Below are 16442 nucleotides of genomic sequence, written 5' to 3'. Positions count from 1 at the left end.
GGCGTCCCGAACGGGCACGCTCGGCGGTGGGGGGAGGAGGATGCACACCCTGGCGGGGGGAGGTGTGCACCCATCGGCGAGGGAGGCAGAACGACGGACGGACCTGTCCCCGTCCGTCCGGGTCGGCCTGTACCGACCCCGTTATCGGCAGGGTCGCCCCGAACGAGTGCCGGCCACTACACCAGGAGTGTCTCGAGCGCGTCGGGCACGACGAGCACCCGACTCCCCGGTTCGATGGCCGCCGGAACGGTATCCCTGGCGTGCATCAGGCAGTCCTCGACGACCGCCGGCGCGGACGAGTCGGTCACGTACAGGTCGTGGTCGCGGAGCGCTCGCGCGACGACGAAGGCGCGCTGCGCACCGGGGTCGTAGCCGTCGGCCAGCTCGTCGTACAGCCCCCCGGCCGAGTCTGCCCCGGAGAGCCGGTCGTAGAAGCGCTCTTCCCCCGTCCCTTCGCCGGCACCCTCGGGGAGGGCCGCCGGAATCACGACGCGTCCACGGCCGCCATCACCCGCGAGCGGGTTCGTCGCGCCCAGCGTGACGTAGGTGAACGCGCGCGTCGTCTGGTAGAGGTTCGCGTCCTTCGGCGCGCCGACGCCCGCGACGACGGCGTCGTAGCAGTCGTCCACCTCGGCGGAGAGCGCCTCGCGGGCGGTTCCGGCGAGGTCCCGAACGACCTGACGTGGCTGTCCAGCGGCCGCCCCCAGGATGCCCGACGGGCCGTGGGTGACGTTGAGGCAGAAGTCGAGGCCGACCTCGTCGCCGGCACGGTCGACGGCGTCCCGGAAGGGGTTATCCTCGATGCGCCCGAGCCGGACCCCCTCGCGCCCCAGCATCTCCGGGCCGTGGGTGTACCGGATGAACGACTCGCTGCCGGCGCCGATGGCGACGGTCTTCGCGCCGCCCGAGAACCCGGCGTACTGATGCGGCTCGACCATCCCCGTCGAGACCACGCGGTCGGCGTGTGCGACCGAGGCGTGGACCTCGACCGGTGTGCCATCCACCTCGCCGACCTGTACGCAGTCCTCGGGGTCGTGGTTGACGGCGCGGTCGGCGTACTCGCCGAGGCCCTCGCGGAGTTCCGCGTCGGTCATCGGCCGATGGAGGCCCAGGCCGACCAGCACGCGGACCTGCGCCGGCGGGATGCCCGCCCGCCCGAGTTCGTCGAACAGCGCATCCAGCAGCAGGTCGTCGGGCGTCGCGCGGGTCACGTCCGTGACGACGATACAGACGAGGTCGTCGGCGTCGACGAGCTGCGAGAGGCGCGGGCCGTGCGGGTTCTCGACGGCCTCGTGGGCGGCCCCGGAGACATCGACCTCCTCCGAACCTGGGGGCTCGGCTACGTCCACCTCGCAGTCGGGGAGGTCGAACCGTACGGTGCCGTCGCCGAGCGGGAGTTCGTACATCGGCGTCAGGCCGCGTCGGTCAGGTCGGCCACCTCTGCGTCCGTGAGTTCGATGTCGGCGGCCGCGACGTTCTCGGCCAGGTGGTCGCGGTCGCTCGTCCCCGGGATGGGGAGGGTCACGTCCGAGCGGTGGAGCAGCCACGACAGCGCGACCTGGTACCGGGTCGCGCCGTGGGCCTCGGCGATGGGGTCGATGGTGTCGGCGATGGTGTCCAGATCGCCCGCCCCGACCGGGAAGTACGGGATGAACCCGATGTCGTACTCCTCGCAGGCGTCGAGGACGCGTCGTCCGTCACCGCCGACCCGGTCGGTGTCGCGAGTGACGACGTTGTAGTGGTTCTGGACGGTCGCGACATCGACGTGGTCGCGGGCGGTCTCCAGCTGGTCGGCGCTCACGTTCGAGAGGCCGACGTGGCGGACGAGCCCGTCGTCCTGCAGCTCGCCGAATGTCGTGACGGCGTCCTCGAACGGCGTGTCCTCGTCGGGCGCGTGGTACTGGTACAGGTCGATGGTATCGACGCGGAGGCGGTCGCGCGAGGCGAGGACCTGATTGCGGATGTAGTCGGGCTTCCCGTGGCGGAGCCAGTCGCCGCCGGCGTTCCGGAGGAGGCCGGCCTTCGTGGCGACCACCACGTCCTCGGCGTCGACGCGGTCGCGGCCGTCGGGAACGGGGCCGTCGAGCGCGAGCGCCTCGCCGATGAGCCGCTCGCTGGTGCCGGGGCCGTACGAGTCGGCGGTGTCGATGAGGTCGACACCCTGCTCGACGGCGTCCCGGAGGATCTGCCGGGCGTTCGCCTCGTCGTCGGGCGCCCCGATGATGTCCGGACCACAGAGCCGCATCGCGCCGAACCCGAGCCGGTTGACCGTCAGGTCGCCGCCGATGTCGAAGGTCGCTGGTGGCATGGTCCGTACCACTCGCGGCGGGCGGATAACGGTTCGTGCTGATGCCGTCTGCCAGCCCGACTCCTCGTCGGCCGCCCCGGCTGAACCGTGCGCTCGCGTGTCATCCCCGAGAACGTTCATACACGCTTTTACGTGCCGGAGCGGAACGAGGGGGTACAGCCTGTACCGGGTTGTGATGCTCCTAGCCTCTCAGGATACGCCCCCTGTGGTCTCACGGGGGGCCAGGGCGCGGTGCCCGAACCGGCGGGGGAGCGCGAGCCCGCGTACAGGAGGTGAACACATCATGTCAGTATACGTCGACTACGACGTTCCGGCGGACCTCGAGGACGACGCCCTCGAGGCGCTCGAGGTCTCCCGGGACACAGGCGCGGTGAAGAAGGGAACGAACGAGACGACCAAGGCCGTCGAGCGTGGCAACGCCATGCTCGTCTTCGTGGCCGAGGACGTCAGCCCGGAGGAGGTCGTCATGCATCTCCCGGACCTCTGTGCCGAGAAGGACATCCCGTACATCTTCGTCGGCGCACAGGACGACGTCGGGCGCGCGGCCGGCCTCGAGGTCGGCTCGGCCGCTGCCGCCATCGTGGACGCCGGCGAGGCGACCACGGACGTCGAGGAGATCGGCAACAAGATCGAGGAACTCCGGTAAGATGTCCGCAGAGGAAGGTGAGTCCGGTGCGACCTCCGCCGAGGTCATCGAGATCGTCGGCAAGACCGGGATGCACGGCGAGGCCATGCAGGTCAAGTGCCGCATCCGGGAGGGGTCGAACCAGGGCCGAATCATCACGCGAAACGTCCTCGGTCCCGTCCGGGTCGGGGACGTCGTTCAGCTGCGCGAGACCGCCCGCGAAGCAGACTCCATCGGAGGCCAATAATGGTACGAACGCGCGAGTGCAACTTCTGCGGGGACGACATCGAGCCCGGCACGGGCACGATGTTCGTCCGCGTGGACGGCACCACGGAACACTTCTGCTCGGCCAAGTGCGAGCGATCGGACGAGCTGGGTCGCGAGCCCCGGAACGTCGGCTGGACCGAGGCTGGCCGACAGGCTGCCGAGGCGAACCGTGCAGCCGACGAGGCCCGACAGGAGGCAGCCGCCGAAGCTGAAGCCGAATCCGAGCCGGAACCGGAGGAGGCCGAGGTCGACGCCGAGGACGAGGCCGAATCCGAATCGGCAGACGCCGAGGACGAGGCTGACGCTGACACCGAGGAGTCCGCCGAGACCGAAGAGGAGACCGAAGCATGAGCCACCACGACGAGCGCACCTTCGTGATGGTCAAGCCAGACGGCGTCCAGCGCGGCCTCATCGGTGAGGTCGTCTCCCGGCTCGAGGACCGCGGGCTGAAGCTGGTCGGCGCGAAGTTCATGCAGATCGACCGTGCCCTCGCCGAGGAGCACTACGGCGAGCACGAGGACAAGCCGTTCTTCGACGACCTCGTGGAGTTCATCACCGCCGCGCCGGTGTTCGCGATGGTCTGGGAGGGCGCCGACGCCACCCGCCAGGTCCGCCGGATGATGGGCACGACCGACCCCGCCGAGGCACAGCCCGGCACCATCCGAGGTGACCTGGGGCTGGACCTGGGGCAGAACGTCATCCACGGCTCCGACCACGAGGACGAGGGCGCCAACGAGCGCGAGATCGCCCTCTTCTTCGACGACGAGGAACTGGTCGACTGGGAGCAGTCCGACGAGGGCTGGCTCTACGAGGACGCGGACTTCTAGACGGGACCTCCCCCGTCGTTCACGCCGAGAAGGGAGCGGCTGCACTCCGTGGCCCGCCCCGTGGCCTGCCGCGGAGTCACTCCGCGAATAACTCCCCAAACAGCAATCTAGCCGAAGAAATCAGTGTGTTCGTAGAGAGACCACTGTATTCCTCAGATAACTGTGGCTCAGGCCGTCCCTCCGGTCGACAACGTTTAGCACCCCCCGTGCCCACCGGCCGGGTATGCGCTTCGTAACGGGGACGATAAAACCGGACAAGGGGTTCTTCCAGCCGATGGAGGAGGCGCTGCTGGCCGACCCAGAGGTGCGCCGGGAGGCCATCCACCACCTCGACCGGCTCGCCGACGGATCGGCGGTCGCGATGTACGAGATCAGCGGGGACCCGGACCGAATCATGGGTATCATCCAGGAACACGACCAGTCCATCGGCCACCAGATCACCCGCGGGGACGGGACGGTCCTCCAGCACACACACTTCGAGCCCACGCCGGTCGTCGACAGACTCCTCGATGTGATGGAGGAGTACGAGTTCGCCATCGATATGCCGATGGTGTTCACCGAGGGCGGCCGGCTCCGGGTCACACTCATCGCGAACGACGACACCATCTCCGAGGTGTTCGCGTCGGTCCCCGACGATACCCACTTCGAGGTCGAGCGGACCGGCGAGTACGAGGCCGGGAGCGGTCGTATCTTCTCGCTCCTGACGGAGCGCCAGCGCGAGGTGCTCCGCGCGGCTATCGAGTGTGGCTACTACCAGGAACCCCGGCAGGCGACCCACGCCGACGTGGCCGACGCCGTCGGGCTCACGGCCACGACGGTCGGCGAGCACCTCCGGCGTATCGAGGCGACGCTGATGAACGAGATCGTTCCCTGAGTCGCGGCGGCGGGGTCGGTCCAGCGCGCGTGTCCCTGCATGACCGGGGCAAGAGGCAAGCACGCTCCACGAATCACTCCGCCATGGTCGAGAACGCCATCGAAACCGTCGCCGCGGTCGAGGGCGGCGTCCGTGACCCCGAGATAGTCCAGGTCACCGAACGCACCTACTTCTGTCCGCTGTTCAGCGGCGTAACTGCCTTCGAGACGGACGACGGACTCGTGCTCGTCGACACGGGACTCGGACAGCTCGCGCCACACATCGCCGAGGCGCTTCGCGAGCACACGGACGCACCCGTCGATACGGCCATCTACACCCACGGCCACGTCGACCATGCGTACGGGCTGGAGCCGTACCTCCTCGACGGGCAGGCCGACCCGGAGGTCGTCGCCCACGAGGCCATGACCGAGCGTTTCGCGCGCTACGCTCGCACGCAAGAACACAACGAGGCCATCAACGCCCGGCAGTTCGGCGGCACCGTCGACCTCGCCGACATGATGTACCAGGACGGTTCCCCGTTCGGCTACCCCGACTATCCGCCGACCACGGAGTACCGCGACGAACTCGTCCTGACCGTCGGTGGCGAGCGGTTCGAACTCCACCACGGGCGCGGCGAGACCGACGACCATACGTGGGTCTACTGCCCGGACCGCGAGGTGCTCTGCTCCGGTGACTTCTCCATCGGCGCGTGTCCGAACGCTGGCAACCCCCAGAAGGTCCAGCGCTATCCCGGCGAGTGGGTCGACGCGCTCCGCGAGATGGCCGCCGAGGAGCCCCGCCACCTCTGTCCCGGCCACGGCGACGCCATCGTCGACGACCCCGACGCCGTGGACGAGCGCCTCGTCCGCACCGCCGCGTACCTCGAGGACCTCGTGGACGAGGCGCTCACGGCCCTCAACGACGAGTCCCCGCCGCACGTCGACATCGTCCACGACGTTGACTACCCCGACCCCGACGAGGAGTGGCTCGCGCCGCAGTACGACGAACCCGAGTTCATCGTCCGGTCGGTCATCCGGCGCTATGGCGGCTGGTGGACCGGCCGGCCGTCGGAACTGAAGCCCGCGCCGCGCGCGACGCTCGCGTCGGAGGTGGCTGCGCTCGCGGGCGGGCCCGCGGAACTGGCCGAGCGCGCGGAGGCGCTCGTTGAGGAGGGCGAGTTCCGGCTGGCCGGCCACCTCGCCGACTTCGCGCTGGAGGCGGCACCCGAGGACGATGCGGTCGCGCCCGCCGTCAACCGCGTTTACACGGCGCGCGCAGAGCAGGCGCCGAGCCTGATGGCGGAGAACATCTACCGGTCGGCTGCCTCGTACGCGGGCCAGCGCCGGCCGTTCCGGTAGCGACGAGCGAGACGCGACAGCCGGCGGGTCAGTCGTCGGTCTCCGGAACGGCGGCGGAATCGTCCGCCGGTCCCGTGATGGGTGTCACCTTCTCCGGGTCGAGTTCGAGCGCGCGAATCGCCAGGACGCCGAGCAGGGGCGGGAGCCCCACGACCAGGACGGAGGGGCGGAGCCCGGCCGTGTCGAGAACACGGCCGCCCACGACGGGTGCGATGGTCCCGCCGAGTTGCCCGAGCGCGAGGAGTGCCCCAGCCATCGTCCCCGCGCGGGCCGGGCCGATGCCGGGCAGCTCTCCCGGCAGGACGTACAGCATCGCGAACAGCCCGCCGCCGAAGACGCCCGCCGTGACGAGCACGACGACGAGTGCCGGGATGGTGGCGACGAACCCGCCCGCGACGAGCGCGAGCGCGTTCCCGACGAGTCCGAGGTAGAGCACGGGTTTGCGGCCGACCCGGTCGGAGAGCGGCGGCAGCGTGAGCGCGCCGACGATACCCGCGTAGAGTGGGATACCGGCGTACCAGGCGGGGACGGGGACCGGAGCCGCCTCCAGCCACGACGGGATGACCCCGAGGCCACCGATGACGGCGTAGAACGCACAGACCGCCAGCGCCACCGCGACGTACGTGTTCCGGCGGCCGAACACCGCCCGCAACGTCTCGCGCGTGGACTCGGCGGTCCCCTCCGCGACGGCAGCCGGGGCCCCCGCCGCGCCGCTGTAGTCCGGACGCTCGGCGGCGGTCGGGTTCCGGACGGTGGCGACCCACACGACCCCGACGAGGACGCAGACGACACCGTAGACGAGGTAGACATCGGGCCAGTCGCCGACGGCAGCGAGCAGGATGCCCGCCGACAGCGACCCGGCCAGCCCCGCGCCCACGTTGTAGCCCGAGATGGTGACGCCCTGCGCGAGTCCGAGCTGGCCAGGCGGGAACCACTCCGTGACCGCCTTGATGACGTTCGGGTTCGCGAGCGCCATCCCGGCGCCCGTCAGGAGGCTCGTGAGGAGCAGGCCGATGAAGGTGGGCACCACGGCCCGGAGCGCGGTGCCGACGCCGGCCAGCAGCACGCCGCCTCCGACGACCCACCGCAGCGGGTAGCGGTCGCCGAGCACGCCAGCCGGCACCTGTCCGACCAGCAGGACGAGATTGATGACGGCGTACGGCAGGAGCGCGGCCGTCGTACTCACGCCGAGGTCGTCCGAGACGACGGGAGCGAGCGCGGGGATGGCCAGCCACACGACGCCGAGTGCGACGGCGTGGGTGACCGCTACGTTCGCCAGCACGACCCAGCGATAGGGAGCGGCCGCGCCCGACCGGGTCCCCGACCTCCCGTCGTCCGTTCGTGCCTCGGGCATCGTCAGACCAAGCCGGGGGACCGGGCCTAACCGTGCTGCCGTCTATAACAGGTCGGCACCGAGAGCCGGTAGCCGGTCGCCGCGGCCCGCGCTGCTCAGACCGTCGCCACGCCGATGGTGACGGTCACGCCCTCGAACTCCCACGTCTCGACGTAGTCGTCGGCGTCCGCGGAGTAGTTCTCACAGCGGGTCTCCTGGGCGATGAGGTCGCGGTGTCGCTCGATGAGGTCGTCGGCCTCCGCGTCCTCGAAGGCCAGGTCGAGTTCGATGGACTGGTGCAGGTCGAGGTCCATCTCCTTGCGCATCTCCTGCACCCGGCGGATGACCTCTCGTGCGTACCCCTCGCTCCGGATGTCGTCGGTGATGGTGAGGTCGACGTAGACGCTGCCCTGTCCGAACTCGGCGGCCGAGACGTGCTCGGGCACGGACTTCCGGAATTCGACCATCTCTTCGGTGACCTCGATGGTGTCGCCGTCGACCGTTATCGTCGGGTCTGCCTCGAACTCCGCCCGGGTCATTCCCCTGATGGCGTCGGCGATGGCGCTCGCCTCCCCGCCGAACTCCGGGCCGAGCACGTCCATCTGTGGGCGTGCGACGAACTCCACGCCGTCCCACGTCCCCTCCACGACCGTCACGTCGCGACAGTTGATGCGGTCGCGCAGCACCGGCTCCAGCTCGGTGGCGGCCTCGACCACGTCGGCCTCGTCGGTGCTCACGATGACCTCCGAGACGGGCCAGCGGAGCTTCCGGCCGGCGTTCTGCCGGGCGTTCGAGGCCGCCTTCTCGATGGCCTGGACCGTCTCCATCTGTGCCTCCAGCGCCGGGTCGTGGTAGGCCTCCGAGGCGCCCGGCCAGTCGAGGTCGTGGACGGTCGTCTCCGAGCCGACGAACGTCTGGTAGAGCCGCTCGGCGATGTGGGGGACGAACGGCGCGAGCAGCCGGCTGGACTCGTCGAACAGCCGGTACAGCGTCAGATAGGCGGCGTGCTTGTCGGCGGAGTCCTCGGGCTCCCACACCCGGTCGCGGATGGACTGGATGTAGAACCGGGACACGTCCTCGATGAGGAACGAAAGGACCGCCGAGAGCGCCTCCGGCAGGGCGTAGTCGTCCATCTCGGCGTCGACGACCTGCTTCGTCGATTCGAGCCGGGAGAGCACCCACTCGTCGATGGGGCGCAGGTCTGCGTCCGCCAGCGATTCCTCGCGGGGGTCGAACCCGTCCATCCGCATGTACGGCGCGGGGAAGCGGAAGACGTTCCAGACGATGTTGAGCCGGTCGGCCTGGTTCCCGATCTCCTCCCAGGAGAACCGCATGTCCTCGCCGTCGAGGTTCCGCGTGAGCAGGAACGAGCGGACCGGGTCGGCCCCGTGCCGGTCGATGGCCTCCTGTGGCGTGACGATGTTCCCGCGTGACTTGGACATCTTCAGGCCGTCCTCGTCGAGCGCGTGCCCGTGCATCACGACCTCCTCGTAGGGGTTCTGGTCGAGGGCGGTCACGCCCATCCCGAGCTGGGACCAGAACCAGCCCCGGGTCTGGTCGTGGGCCTCGACGATGAGCTCCGTGGGCCACATCTCGTCGAACAGGTCGCTCCGGCTCGGGTAGTCGATGGCGGCCCAGGAGGTCACCCCGGAGTCGACCCAGACGTCGAACACGTCGGGGACGCGGTGGTACTCCTCGCCGTCCTCGGTGATGGTGATCTCGTCGACCTCGGGGCGGTGCAGGTCGATATCGGTCGGGTCGAACTCCTGGTCGGCTCGCTCGCGGAGTTCCTCGACCGACTCGATGACGATGATGTCGCCGTCGTCGTTCTCCCAGATGGGGAGCGGCGTCCCCCAGTAGCGCTGGCGCGAGACACACCAGTCCCGGGCGTCCTCGATCCAGTTGCGCTGCCGGTTGTCACGGGCCCACTCCGGATGCCAGGTGCTCTTCTCGAGCTCCTCGAGCAGTCGGTCCTTGATCTCCGAGACCCGGATGAACCACTGCGCCGTCGCCATGTTGATGATGGGTGTGTCGCACCGCCAGCAGTGCCCGTAGCGGTGCGAGACTGTGCCGGACGACAGGAGCGCCCCGCTCGCCTCAAGGTCCGCGATTATCTCGTCGTTGGCGTCCCAGACCTGCTGGCCGGCGTACTCCCCGGCGTCGTCGGTGAACACGCCGTCCGTGGCGACCGGCGCGAACACGTCGAGCCCGTACTTCTCGCCGAACTCCGCGTCCTCGACACCGTGTCCCGGTGCGGAGTGGATGAGCCCCGTGCGCTCGGCCTCGACGAAGTCCGTGGGGTAGACCTGATGATGGTCGGGCTCGTCGTCGTACTCGGCCTGGGCGGGCACCTGCTCGCCCAGCGGGCTCCGGTAGCTGGCGCCGACCAGGTCCGACCCCGGCATCGTCTCCAGCACCTCGTGGGAGTCCGCGCCAGCGGCCTCGACGACCTCCTCGACGCAGTCCGAGGCGACGATGACCTCCTCGTCGCCGTCGAGACGGAGTCGTGCGTACTCCAGTTCCTCGTCGACGGCCACGTAGAGGTTCGCCGGCAGCGTCCAGGGGGTCGTCGTCCAGATGACCAGCGACCCCGGCTCGTCGACCAGCGGGAACTTCACGTAGATGGAGGGGGAGTCGATGTCCTCGTACTCGACCTCGTTGTCCGCGATGGCGGTCTCACAGCGGGGACACTGGTTGATGACCTGGTGCCCGCGGTCGACGTGGCCCCGGTCGTACGCCTGCTTGAAGCCCCACCAGACCCCCTCGATGTACTCGTTGGAGGCCGTCCGGTACGGGTCGTCCCAGTCCATCCAGACCCCGAGCGACTGGAAGTCCTCGTTCATCTTCTCCAGGTTCTCCTCGGCGAAGGTCCGGCACTCCTGGATGAACGTCTCGATGCTGGCCTCGGCGATATCCTTCTTGCTCTCGAAGCCGAACTTCTCCTCGACCTTCGTCTCGATGGGAAGCCCGTGCATGTCGTAGCCGGGGCGGTCGTAGACGGAGTGGCCCTGCATCCGGAGATACCGGATGATGGCGTCCTTCAGGGTCTTGTTCCAGGCCGTCCCCAGGTGCATCTGCCCGCTGGTGAACGGCGGCCCGTCCAGGAAGTAGAAGTCGGGGATACCCTCCTCGCGAACCGTCTCGTAGGCGTCGACATCGTCCCAGAACCCGTTGATGTCCGCCTCGACCTCGTGTGGGTCGTACTGCTGGTCTAGCTCCGAGAGAAACTCGAACTCGGACTCGGGGTCGCTCATAGCTGTTCGGGGCAGGCGCTCGGGCATAAATCATAACATCTCGTCGGCTTCCCTACAATTCCCGCCGGTGGTTGTGGCCGGCACCACCGAGATTAATGCGCCGCCGCGAGAGGTGGTTCACGATGGCCGACGACGACGAGATTCCGATTCTGGAGCCATTCATGCCCGCCGAGGTCGGGGACCGAGTGGTCGAGGTCCTCCAGTCGGGGTGGATCGGGGGTGGACCACGGGTGGAACGGTTCGAGGAGCGCATCGGCGACCGCATCGACAACCCGCACGTGGTCGCGGTGAACTCCGGGAGCAGCGCGCTCTCGCTGGCCTACGACCTCGCTGGCATCGAGCCCGGCGACGAGGTCGTCACGACGCCGTTCACCTGCGCCGCGACGAACGTCCCGCTGCTCCACTTCGAGCCGGACCTCGTGTTCGCCGAGACGGACCCGGCGACGGGACTCCCGGACCCGGCGTCGGTCGCCGAACTGGTCAGCGACGAGACGACCGCACTGGTCGTCGTCGACATGCACGGGACGCCGGCGGCCTACGACGAACTCCTCGAGGTGGTCGACGAGCACGACGTGACGCTCATCCAGGACGCCGCACAGAGCTTCGGCGGGGCCTACGACGGCGTCCCGGTCGGCGCCATCGCCGACTACACCACGTTCAGCTTCGGCCCCGTCAAGACCATCACCTCGGTCATGGGCGGGGCCGTCGCCGTCCCGGATGCGGCCACGGCCGAGCGAGCGAAGCGGCGCCGCTGGCACGGTATCGAGACCGACAAGGCCGACAAACTGGACCGGAAGCGTCCCTGGACCTACGAGATCACCGAGCCCGGCTACCGGTACACGCTCAACGACGTGTTCGCCGCCGTCGGCAACGTCCAGCTCGACTACCTCGACGAACTCGTCGCGACCCAGCGCGAGCAGGCCGCCCGCTACGACGAGGCGTTCGCCGACCTGGAGGCCGTCCGGACGCTCTCGGTCCCGTCCGGGAGCCGGTCGGCCCGGTGGCTCTACCCGGTTCTCGTGGAGGACCGGCTGTCGTTCATCGACTTCATGGCCGACCGGGGCATCCAGTGCTCGGCACTCCACCAGTCCAACATCGAGGCGTCGGTGTTCGACACGGCGGTCGACGAGCGGCCCCGGACGCGGTGGTTCGACCAGCGGGTCGTCTGCGTGCCGAACGGGTGGTTCGTGGACGAGACGGCGCGTGAACGCATCGTCGACGCCGTCCGGGCGTACGACGACGGGCAGCGGACGCCGGTCACGGAGCCGCCGGCGGGGGCGTTCTGAGACCGATGGCGGACTCGCTGTTCCTGCCGGCCGAGAACGAGCGGCTGTGGAACCGGCGGGTGGACGAGCAGGTGTCGTTCCTGCTCGAGACGCTCCCGGAGCGGATTACCGACTCGCCGGACGCGACGCTCCTGTCGGCGGGCTGTGGCACGGGGCGGCTGCTGCGGGCGCTCGCCGACGAGACCGCGTGCGAGCTGGTCGGCTTCGACGTGGACCGGGAGATGCTGACGTACGCCCGCGAGCAGTCCGACGACATCGACCTGTTCCAGGCCGACCTCCGTGAGTTCGGGAGCCGGTCGGTCGACGCTATCGTCTGCATGTACACGACGTTCAACTACCTCCTGTCGAACGCGGACGTGGTCGCGGCGCTGGACGCCTTCGGGGACGCGCTGGCCGAGGACGGCGTGGTCGTCGTGGACGCCTCCAACTTCATGTCCCATCTGGTCGACGGGTACGAGGCGGAGCTGACCGAGACACTCGACCACGAGGACGGTCGCATCGAGAAGCACGTCAGCCACTCCGTCGATACCCTCGACAACCGGTGGCACCACGAGGAGACCCTGCAGGTGTTCGCGGACGACGAACTGGTCGAGACGCACACGGCCACGCACGAACTCCGGTACGTGACGGCCCACGAGTTCCGCTTCGCTCACGACCGGAGTTCGCTGGCCGACCGCGAGGCCCACCTCGCGACGGGATACGGCGACGATGACGACCGCCTCATCTACGCCGTGGGGGTGGAGCCGTGACCGACCTCGCGATACTGCTCCCCTACTACGACGGGGTGGACTACATCGAGCGAGGGTTCCTCGACGAGGTGCTCGACGCGGCGGCCGCCGCGACGCCGGAGACGGCGGTGCTCGCGCTCGACGACGCCTCCACGGACGCGACCCGGGAGCGGCTGCGCGACCGCTCGCGGCTCACCGTGCTGGGCCACACCGAGAACACCCACTACGTCGGGAGCGTGAACGACCTGCTCCGCTACGCCAGCGACCGGCTCGACCCGTCGGCGTTCATGCTGCTCGATCAGGACGCGACGCTCGACGCCGGCGCCATCGACCGGCTCTGGGAAACGCTCCGGGCGAACGACCGCCTCGGCGTCGTGCAGCCGCTGGTCCGTGATTTCCGCGGCGGCATCTACTCGGCGGGCCATCGGTTCAACCGCTACCGGATGTGCCATCCCATCACCCGCGAGCCGGGGATCGACGACCGGCTCCTCCGGCGCCCCAGCGTGACGCTGCTCGGCACGGTCGTCCGCGCCGAGGTCGTCGCGGAGGTCGGTATCCTCGACGAGCGGTTCGGCATCTACTGGGAGAGCTCCGACCTCGGGTTCCGGGCACGAAAGCGCGGCTGGGACGTGGCGCTCGAACCGCGAGCCGTCGCGAGACACGACCGCTACCTCTCGGAGACCGACTCCGGGGGGCTCTACCACGTCTACCGGAACTGGCCGCTCTTCTGGGCGAAGTACGACCCACCGACCGCACGGCGGATACTCGACGAGTACTGGCCCAGCACGGACGGGCTGGCCGTCGGCGCGGTCACCGAGGACGTCGAGGAGCCGGCTGACGCCGACTTCCTCGCCCGGGCCGCAGCGGACGCCCGCGAGCGCCTGGGTGCGTTCGTCCGGACGGTCGAGTACCGGATGGACGACTGCCCGGCGGACCGGGCGACCGTCGTTCAGGACTGACCGCGGTGGCGGTGCCCGTGCCCGCTGCGTCGGGATGGACCTACCGGTAGACCTCGCCCCGGAGCGGCGACGTGACCCGGGCACCGGGCGCGACGATACTCTCCGTGACGCTCGTGCCGTCGGCCACGGTGGCCCCCGAGAGCACGATGCTGTCGCTGATGCGCGCCTCGCTTCCGACCACGACATCAGCGTCGAGCGTGACGTTCGGACCGAGCTCCGTCCCGTTGCCGACTTCGACCCCCGCACCGACCGAGACGGGGGCCCGTACCCTGACCCCCTCCCCGAGTCCGGAGTCGGCGTCGGCGCCCACAGCGTCCGTGGCGGCGGCCGGTCCGGAGCCACCGGACCCGGCAAGCACGCGACGGTTCGCGGTGAGCAGTCCGTCGGGCGTCCCCGCGTCCACCCACCAGCCGTCGAACCGGTGGACGTGGGCCGAGCGGCCGGCGTCGAGCAACGACCGGATGGCGTCGGTGACCTCCAGCTCCCCGCGGTCGGAGGGTTCCAGGCGCTCAATGTGGTCGAACACCGCCGGCGGGAACCCGTACAGGCCGGTGACGGCGTACTCGCTCGGCGGGTCGGCCGGCTTCTCCACGATGTCCTGGAGGCTCCCCGACTCGAACACCGGCACGCCGAACCGGGTCGGGTCGTCCACCCGACGGAGACAGAGGCCGACCCCGTCCTCGGTGGCCGCGAACCCGCGGACGAACGGCTCCAGCGACGGCCCGAACAGGTTGTCGCCGAGGTAGACGAGGAACGGCTCGTCGCCGACGAACGGCTCCGCGTGGGAGATGGCGTCCGCGACGCCGCGAGCGGCCCCCTGAACGGCGTAGCGAACCTCGAGGTCGAACTGGTCGCTCTCCCGCAGATGGTCCCGAATCGCCGTCGCGCCGGTCTCACCAAGGACGACACAGACCTCGTCGACGCCTCCTGCCTCCAGGTCCGACAGGGCGTGTTCGAGCAACGTCCGCTGGCCCACCCTGACGAGGTGCTTCGAGAACCCGTCGGTGAGTGGGGCCAGTCGTGTCCCGGAACCGCCGGCCAGCAGTACACACTTCATCCGACTGTCCGCCGAATCGAACCTGTCGGAAAGACAAAAGTATTATGAACGATACCGCAGTACAGCCGTCGATTTTCGATGACTGACTCCGGTGAGACGAACGTGCTCTACGTCGTGCTCGACGCGTGTCGTCGGGACGCGACACGGCGGGCGATGGACACGTTCGCCGACCTCGCGGCGTCGAACCTGACGTTCGAGCGCGCGGTGACGCCCGCGAGCTGGTCGCTCCCGGCACACGTCTCGATGCTTACCGGCGCGGACCCGTCCGAACACGTCCGATACTCCCGCTCTGACCACTCCGTCGGCCGCCTCGACCTCGTCGAGGGGTTCCGCCAGCGGGGCTTCACGACCTGGGGCGTCTCGGCCAACATCTTCGCCTCCCAGCACTACGATTTCGACGCCTCGTTCGACGAGTTCCACTACACGAACGGCATCGACCGCGAACACGCCGACGGGCTGGACGCGTCGAACGCGCTCGGCGAACACGGCGCGACGCCGCGTGGCTACGCCCGGGTGCTGCGTGCGGCGGCGACCCACGAGAACCCGTCCGAGAGCCTCGTGAACGTGGCGCGGGCCACGGTCGGGCGGGCGGTGTCCCACTGGGAGCCGCTCCGCCGGGTTCCGCACCCCTGGTTCACGAACGGCGGTCGCTTCGGTTACAGCTACGACGCCGCCGACAACACGGACCGCGTGGTGTCGTTGCTCGAACGGGCTGCCGCCGACGATGCGCCCTTCTTCGGGTTCGTGAACTACATGGACCTGCACTCGCCGTACCGGCCACCCGAGGCGTACCTCCCGGAGGGGCTCTCGCGCAGCGCGGCCGACCGGCTGAACCGCGAGTACGTCCTCCCGTGGTCGTTCCACGCGGCCAACGAGCGCGGCGACGTGGACGAGGCGACCATCGAGGCGATACGCGCCCTCTACTACGCCGAGGCGCGGAGCATCGACGAACAGCTGGGGCGGCTCCGGGCTACGCTCGACCGGCTCGGCCTGCTCGAGAACACCCTGCTCGTCGTGACTGCCGACCACGGCGAGAACCTGGGGGAGCGGACCTGGCGCGGGGGGCGGACGATGGGCCACGAGGCGACGACCAGCGACGCCGTCCTCGAGGTGCCACTCCTGCTCGCCCACCCGGCGCTCGACGGGCGCTCCGTACCCGACCGCGTCACGCTCGCGGACCTGCCGACGCTGCTCACCGACGACCTCGACACCGTGCTGGCGAGCGGCGGCCGGGACCTCGGCACGTTCACCGACCGCGAGGTCGTCCCGAGCGCCAGCCCAGCCCACGAATCCACCCAGCACTACGACGAGTTCGACGCGGTGCCGCGGGAGCTGCTCGCCACGGCCATCGAACACCACACGACGGTCGCGTTCCAGGGGGAGTGGAAGGTCGAGGCCCGCTCGGACGGCCACCGGCTGGCGACGTGTGGCGGCGAGCGACGCCCGTACGAGGACGCCCCCGAGGCGGCGCGACGCTCCTGCGAGCAACGCCTTGCGGCGTTCGAGGGTGGGGAGGGTCCGACGGTCGACCTCGGGGGCGACGTGGAGCAGTCGCTCCGCGACCTGGGCTATCTGTAGGTCGGACGG

The 16442-nt window shown here is 69.6% G+C and carries 15 protein-coding genes; 10 read left to right on the top strand and 5 right to left on the bottom strand.

The window, feature by feature from the left end; translation table 11 throughout:
* Positions 1–176: 176 nt before the first annotated feature.
* Positions 177–1406, bottom strand: coding sequence for a lactate racemase domain-containing protein (locus NL115_RS18645; protein ID WP_254830826.1), 1230 nt, complete (start codon positions 1404–1406; stop codon positions 177–179).
* A 5-nt stretch (positions 1407–1411) separates the two neighbouring features.
* Positions 1412–2308, bottom strand: a complete 897-nt coding sequence (locus tag NL115_RS18640) for an aldo/keto reductase (protein ID WP_254830825.1) — start codon at positions 2306–2308, stop codon at positions 1412–1414.
* A gap of 283 nt (positions 2309–2591) precedes the next feature.
* Between NL115_RS18640 and rpl7ae the strand changes: the two genes are divergently transcribed.
* From rpl7ae to NL115_RS18610, 6 genes are all read left to right on the top strand, one after another.
* Positions 2592–2954, top strand: a complete 363-nt coding sequence (rpl7ae, locus tag NL115_RS18635) for a 50S ribosomal protein L7Ae (RefSeq protein ID WP_254830824.1) — start codon at positions 2592–2594, stop codon at positions 2952–2954.
* 1 nt (position 2955) lies between these two features.
* Positions 2956–3180, top strand: coding sequence for a 30S ribosomal protein S28e (locus tag NL115_RS18630; RefSeq protein WP_144262070.1), 225 nt, complete (start codon positions 2956–2958; stop codon positions 3178–3180).
* The gene (locus NL115_RS18625) at positions 3180–3551 is read left to right on the top strand and encodes a 50S ribosomal protein L24e (protein ID WP_254830823.1); all 372 of its coding nucleotides are present in this window, start codon (positions 3180–3182) and stop codon (positions 3549–3551) included. Before NL115_RS18630 ends, NL115_RS18625 begins: the two co-directional genes overlap by 1 nt.
* Positions 3548–4027: a nucleoside-diphosphate kinase gene (ndk, locus tag NL115_RS18620; protein ID WP_254830822.1), complete on the top strand. Its 480-nt coding sequence runs from the start codon at positions 3548–3550 to the stop codon at positions 4025–4027. The genes NL115_RS18625 and ndk overlap by 4 nt, the downstream gene beginning before the upstream one ends.
* Positions 4028–4250: 223 nt before the next feature.
* Entirely contained in the window at positions 4251–4901 is a 651-nt protein-coding gene (locus NL115_RS18615; RefSeq protein WP_254830821.1) for a helix-turn-helix domain-containing protein, read from the top strand.
* Between the two features lie 83 nt (positions 4902–4984).
* Positions 4985–6238: an alkyl sulfatase dimerization domain-containing protein gene (locus NL115_RS18610; RefSeq protein WP_254830820.1), complete on the top strand. Its 1254-nt coding sequence runs from the start codon at positions 4985–4987 to the stop codon at positions 6236–6238.
* A gap of 28 nt (positions 6239–6266) precedes the next feature.
* On the opposite strand, the gene NL115_RS18605 is transcribed toward NL115_RS18610, so the two are convergent.
* Both NL115_RS18605 and ileS read right to left on the bottom strand, forming a co-directional pair.
* The gene (locus tag NL115_RS18605; protein ID WP_254830819.1) at positions 6267–7592 is read right to left on the bottom strand and encodes an MFS transporter; all 1326 of its coding nucleotides are present in this window, start codon (positions 7590–7592) and stop codon (positions 6267–6269) included.
* 95 nt (positions 7593–7687) lie between these two features.
* Positions 7688–10825: an isoleucine--tRNA ligase gene (gene ileS, locus NL115_RS18600; RefSeq protein WP_254830818.1), complete on the bottom strand. Its 3138-nt coding sequence runs from the start codon at positions 10823–10825 to the stop codon at positions 7688–7690.
* Between the two features lie 122 nt (positions 10826–10947).
* Between ileS and NL115_RS18595 the strand changes: the two genes are divergently transcribed.
* Genes NL115_RS18595 through NL115_RS18585 form a run of 3 tightly spaced genes read left to right on the top strand, consistent with a single transcriptional unit; the run spans position 10948 to position 13798 of the window.
* Positions 10948–12111 carry a DegT/DnrJ/EryC1/StrS family aminotransferase gene (locus tag NL115_RS18595; protein WP_254830817.1) on the top strand — a complete coding sequence of 388 codons (1164 nt, stop codon included), beginning with the start codon at positions 10948–10950 and terminating at the stop codon, positions 12109–12111.
* Positions 12112–12116: 5 nt separating this feature from the next.
* Positions 12117–12860, top strand: coding sequence for a class I SAM-dependent DNA methyltransferase (locus NL115_RS18590; RefSeq protein WP_254830816.1), 744 nt, complete (start codon positions 12117–12119; stop codon positions 12858–12860).
* Positions 12857–13798, top strand: a complete 942-nt coding sequence (locus tag NL115_RS18585) for a glycosyltransferase family 2 protein (RefSeq protein WP_254830815.1) — start codon at positions 12857–12859, stop codon at positions 13796–13798. Before NL115_RS18590 ends, NL115_RS18585 begins: the two co-directional genes overlap by 4 nt.
* Before the next feature lie 40 nt (positions 13799–13838).
* Here NL115_RS18585 and NL115_RS18580 read toward each other — a convergent pair whose 3' ends face one another.
* Complete coding sequence (locus tag NL115_RS18580) at positions 13839–14855, bottom strand: sugar phosphate nucleotidyltransferase (protein WP_254830814.1); 1017 nt, start codon at positions 14853–14855, stop codon at positions 13839–13841.
* 78 nt (positions 14856–14933) lie between these two features.
* Between NL115_RS18580 and NL115_RS18575 the strand changes: the two genes are divergently transcribed.
* Positions 14934–16433, top strand: a complete 1500-nt coding sequence (locus NL115_RS18575; RefSeq protein WP_254830813.1) for a sulfatase-like hydrolase/transferase — start codon at positions 14934–14936, stop codon at positions 16431–16433.
* Positions 16434–16442 lie beyond the last annotated feature (9 nt).

It is taken from the genome of Haloglomus salinum (genome assembly GCF_024298825.1).
GTDB lineage: Archaea > Halobacteriota > Halobacteria > Halobacteriales > Haloarculaceae > Haloglomus > Haloglomus salinum.
This window is presented reverse-complemented; position numbering and strand designations above follow the sequence as displayed.

Excerpts from the sequence above, each read along its gene's own strand:
- NL115_RS18575 (WP_254830813.1), top strand. The coding sequence starts at position 14,934 with ATGACTGACTCCGGTGAGACGAACGTGCTCTACGTCGTGCTCGACGCG.
- NL115_RS18580 (WP_254830814.1), bottom strand. The coding sequence starts at position 14,855 with ATGAAGTGTGTACTGCTGGCCGGCGGTTCCGGGACACGACTGGCCCCA.
- NL115_RS18610 (WP_254830820.1), top strand. The coding sequence starts at position 4,985 with ATGGTCGAGAACGCCATCGAAACCGTCGCCGCGGTCGAGGGCGGCGTC.
- NL115_RS18605 (WP_254830819.1), bottom strand. The coding sequence starts at position 7,592 with ATGCCCGAGGCACGAACGGACGACGGGAGGTCGGGGACCCGGTCGGGC.
- NL115_RS18595 (WP_254830817.1), top strand. The coding sequence starts at position 10,948 with ATGGCCGACGACGACGAGATTCCGATTCTGGAGCCATTCATGCCCGCC.
- NL115_RS18630 (WP_144262070.1), top strand. The coding sequence starts at position 2,956 with ATGTCCGCAGAGGAAGGTGAGTCCGGTGCGACCTCCGCCGAGGTCATC.
- rpl7ae (WP_254830824.1), top strand. The coding sequence starts at position 2,592 with ATGTCAGTATACGTCGACTACGACGTTCCGGCGGACCTCGAGGACGAC.
- NL115_RS18645 (WP_254830826.1), bottom strand. The coding sequence starts at position 1,406 with ATGTACGAACTCCCGCTCGGCGACGGCACCGTACGGTTCGACCTCCCC.
- NL115_RS18615 (WP_254830821.1), top strand. The coding sequence starts at position 4,251 with ATGCGCTTCGTAACGGGGACGATAAAACCGGACAAGGGGTTCTTCCAG.
- ileS (WP_254830818.1), bottom strand. The coding sequence starts at position 10,825 with ATGAGCGACCCCGAGTCCGAGTTCGAGTTTCTCTCGGAGCTAGACCAG.
- NL115_RS18625 (WP_254830823.1), top strand. The coding sequence starts at position 3,180 with ATGGTACGAACGCGCGAGTGCAACTTCTGCGGGGACGACATCGAGCCC.
- NL115_RS18590 (WP_254830816.1), top strand. The coding sequence starts at position 12,117 with ATGGCGGACTCGCTGTTCCTGCCGGCCGAGAACGAGCGGCTGTGGAAC.
- NL115_RS18640 (WP_254830825.1), bottom strand. The coding sequence starts at position 2,308 with ATGCCACCAGCGACCTTCGACATCGGCGGCGACCTGACGGTCAACCGG.
- ndk (WP_254830822.1), top strand. The coding sequence starts at position 3,548 with ATGAGCCACCACGACGAGCGCACCTTCGTGATGGTCAAGCCAGACGGC.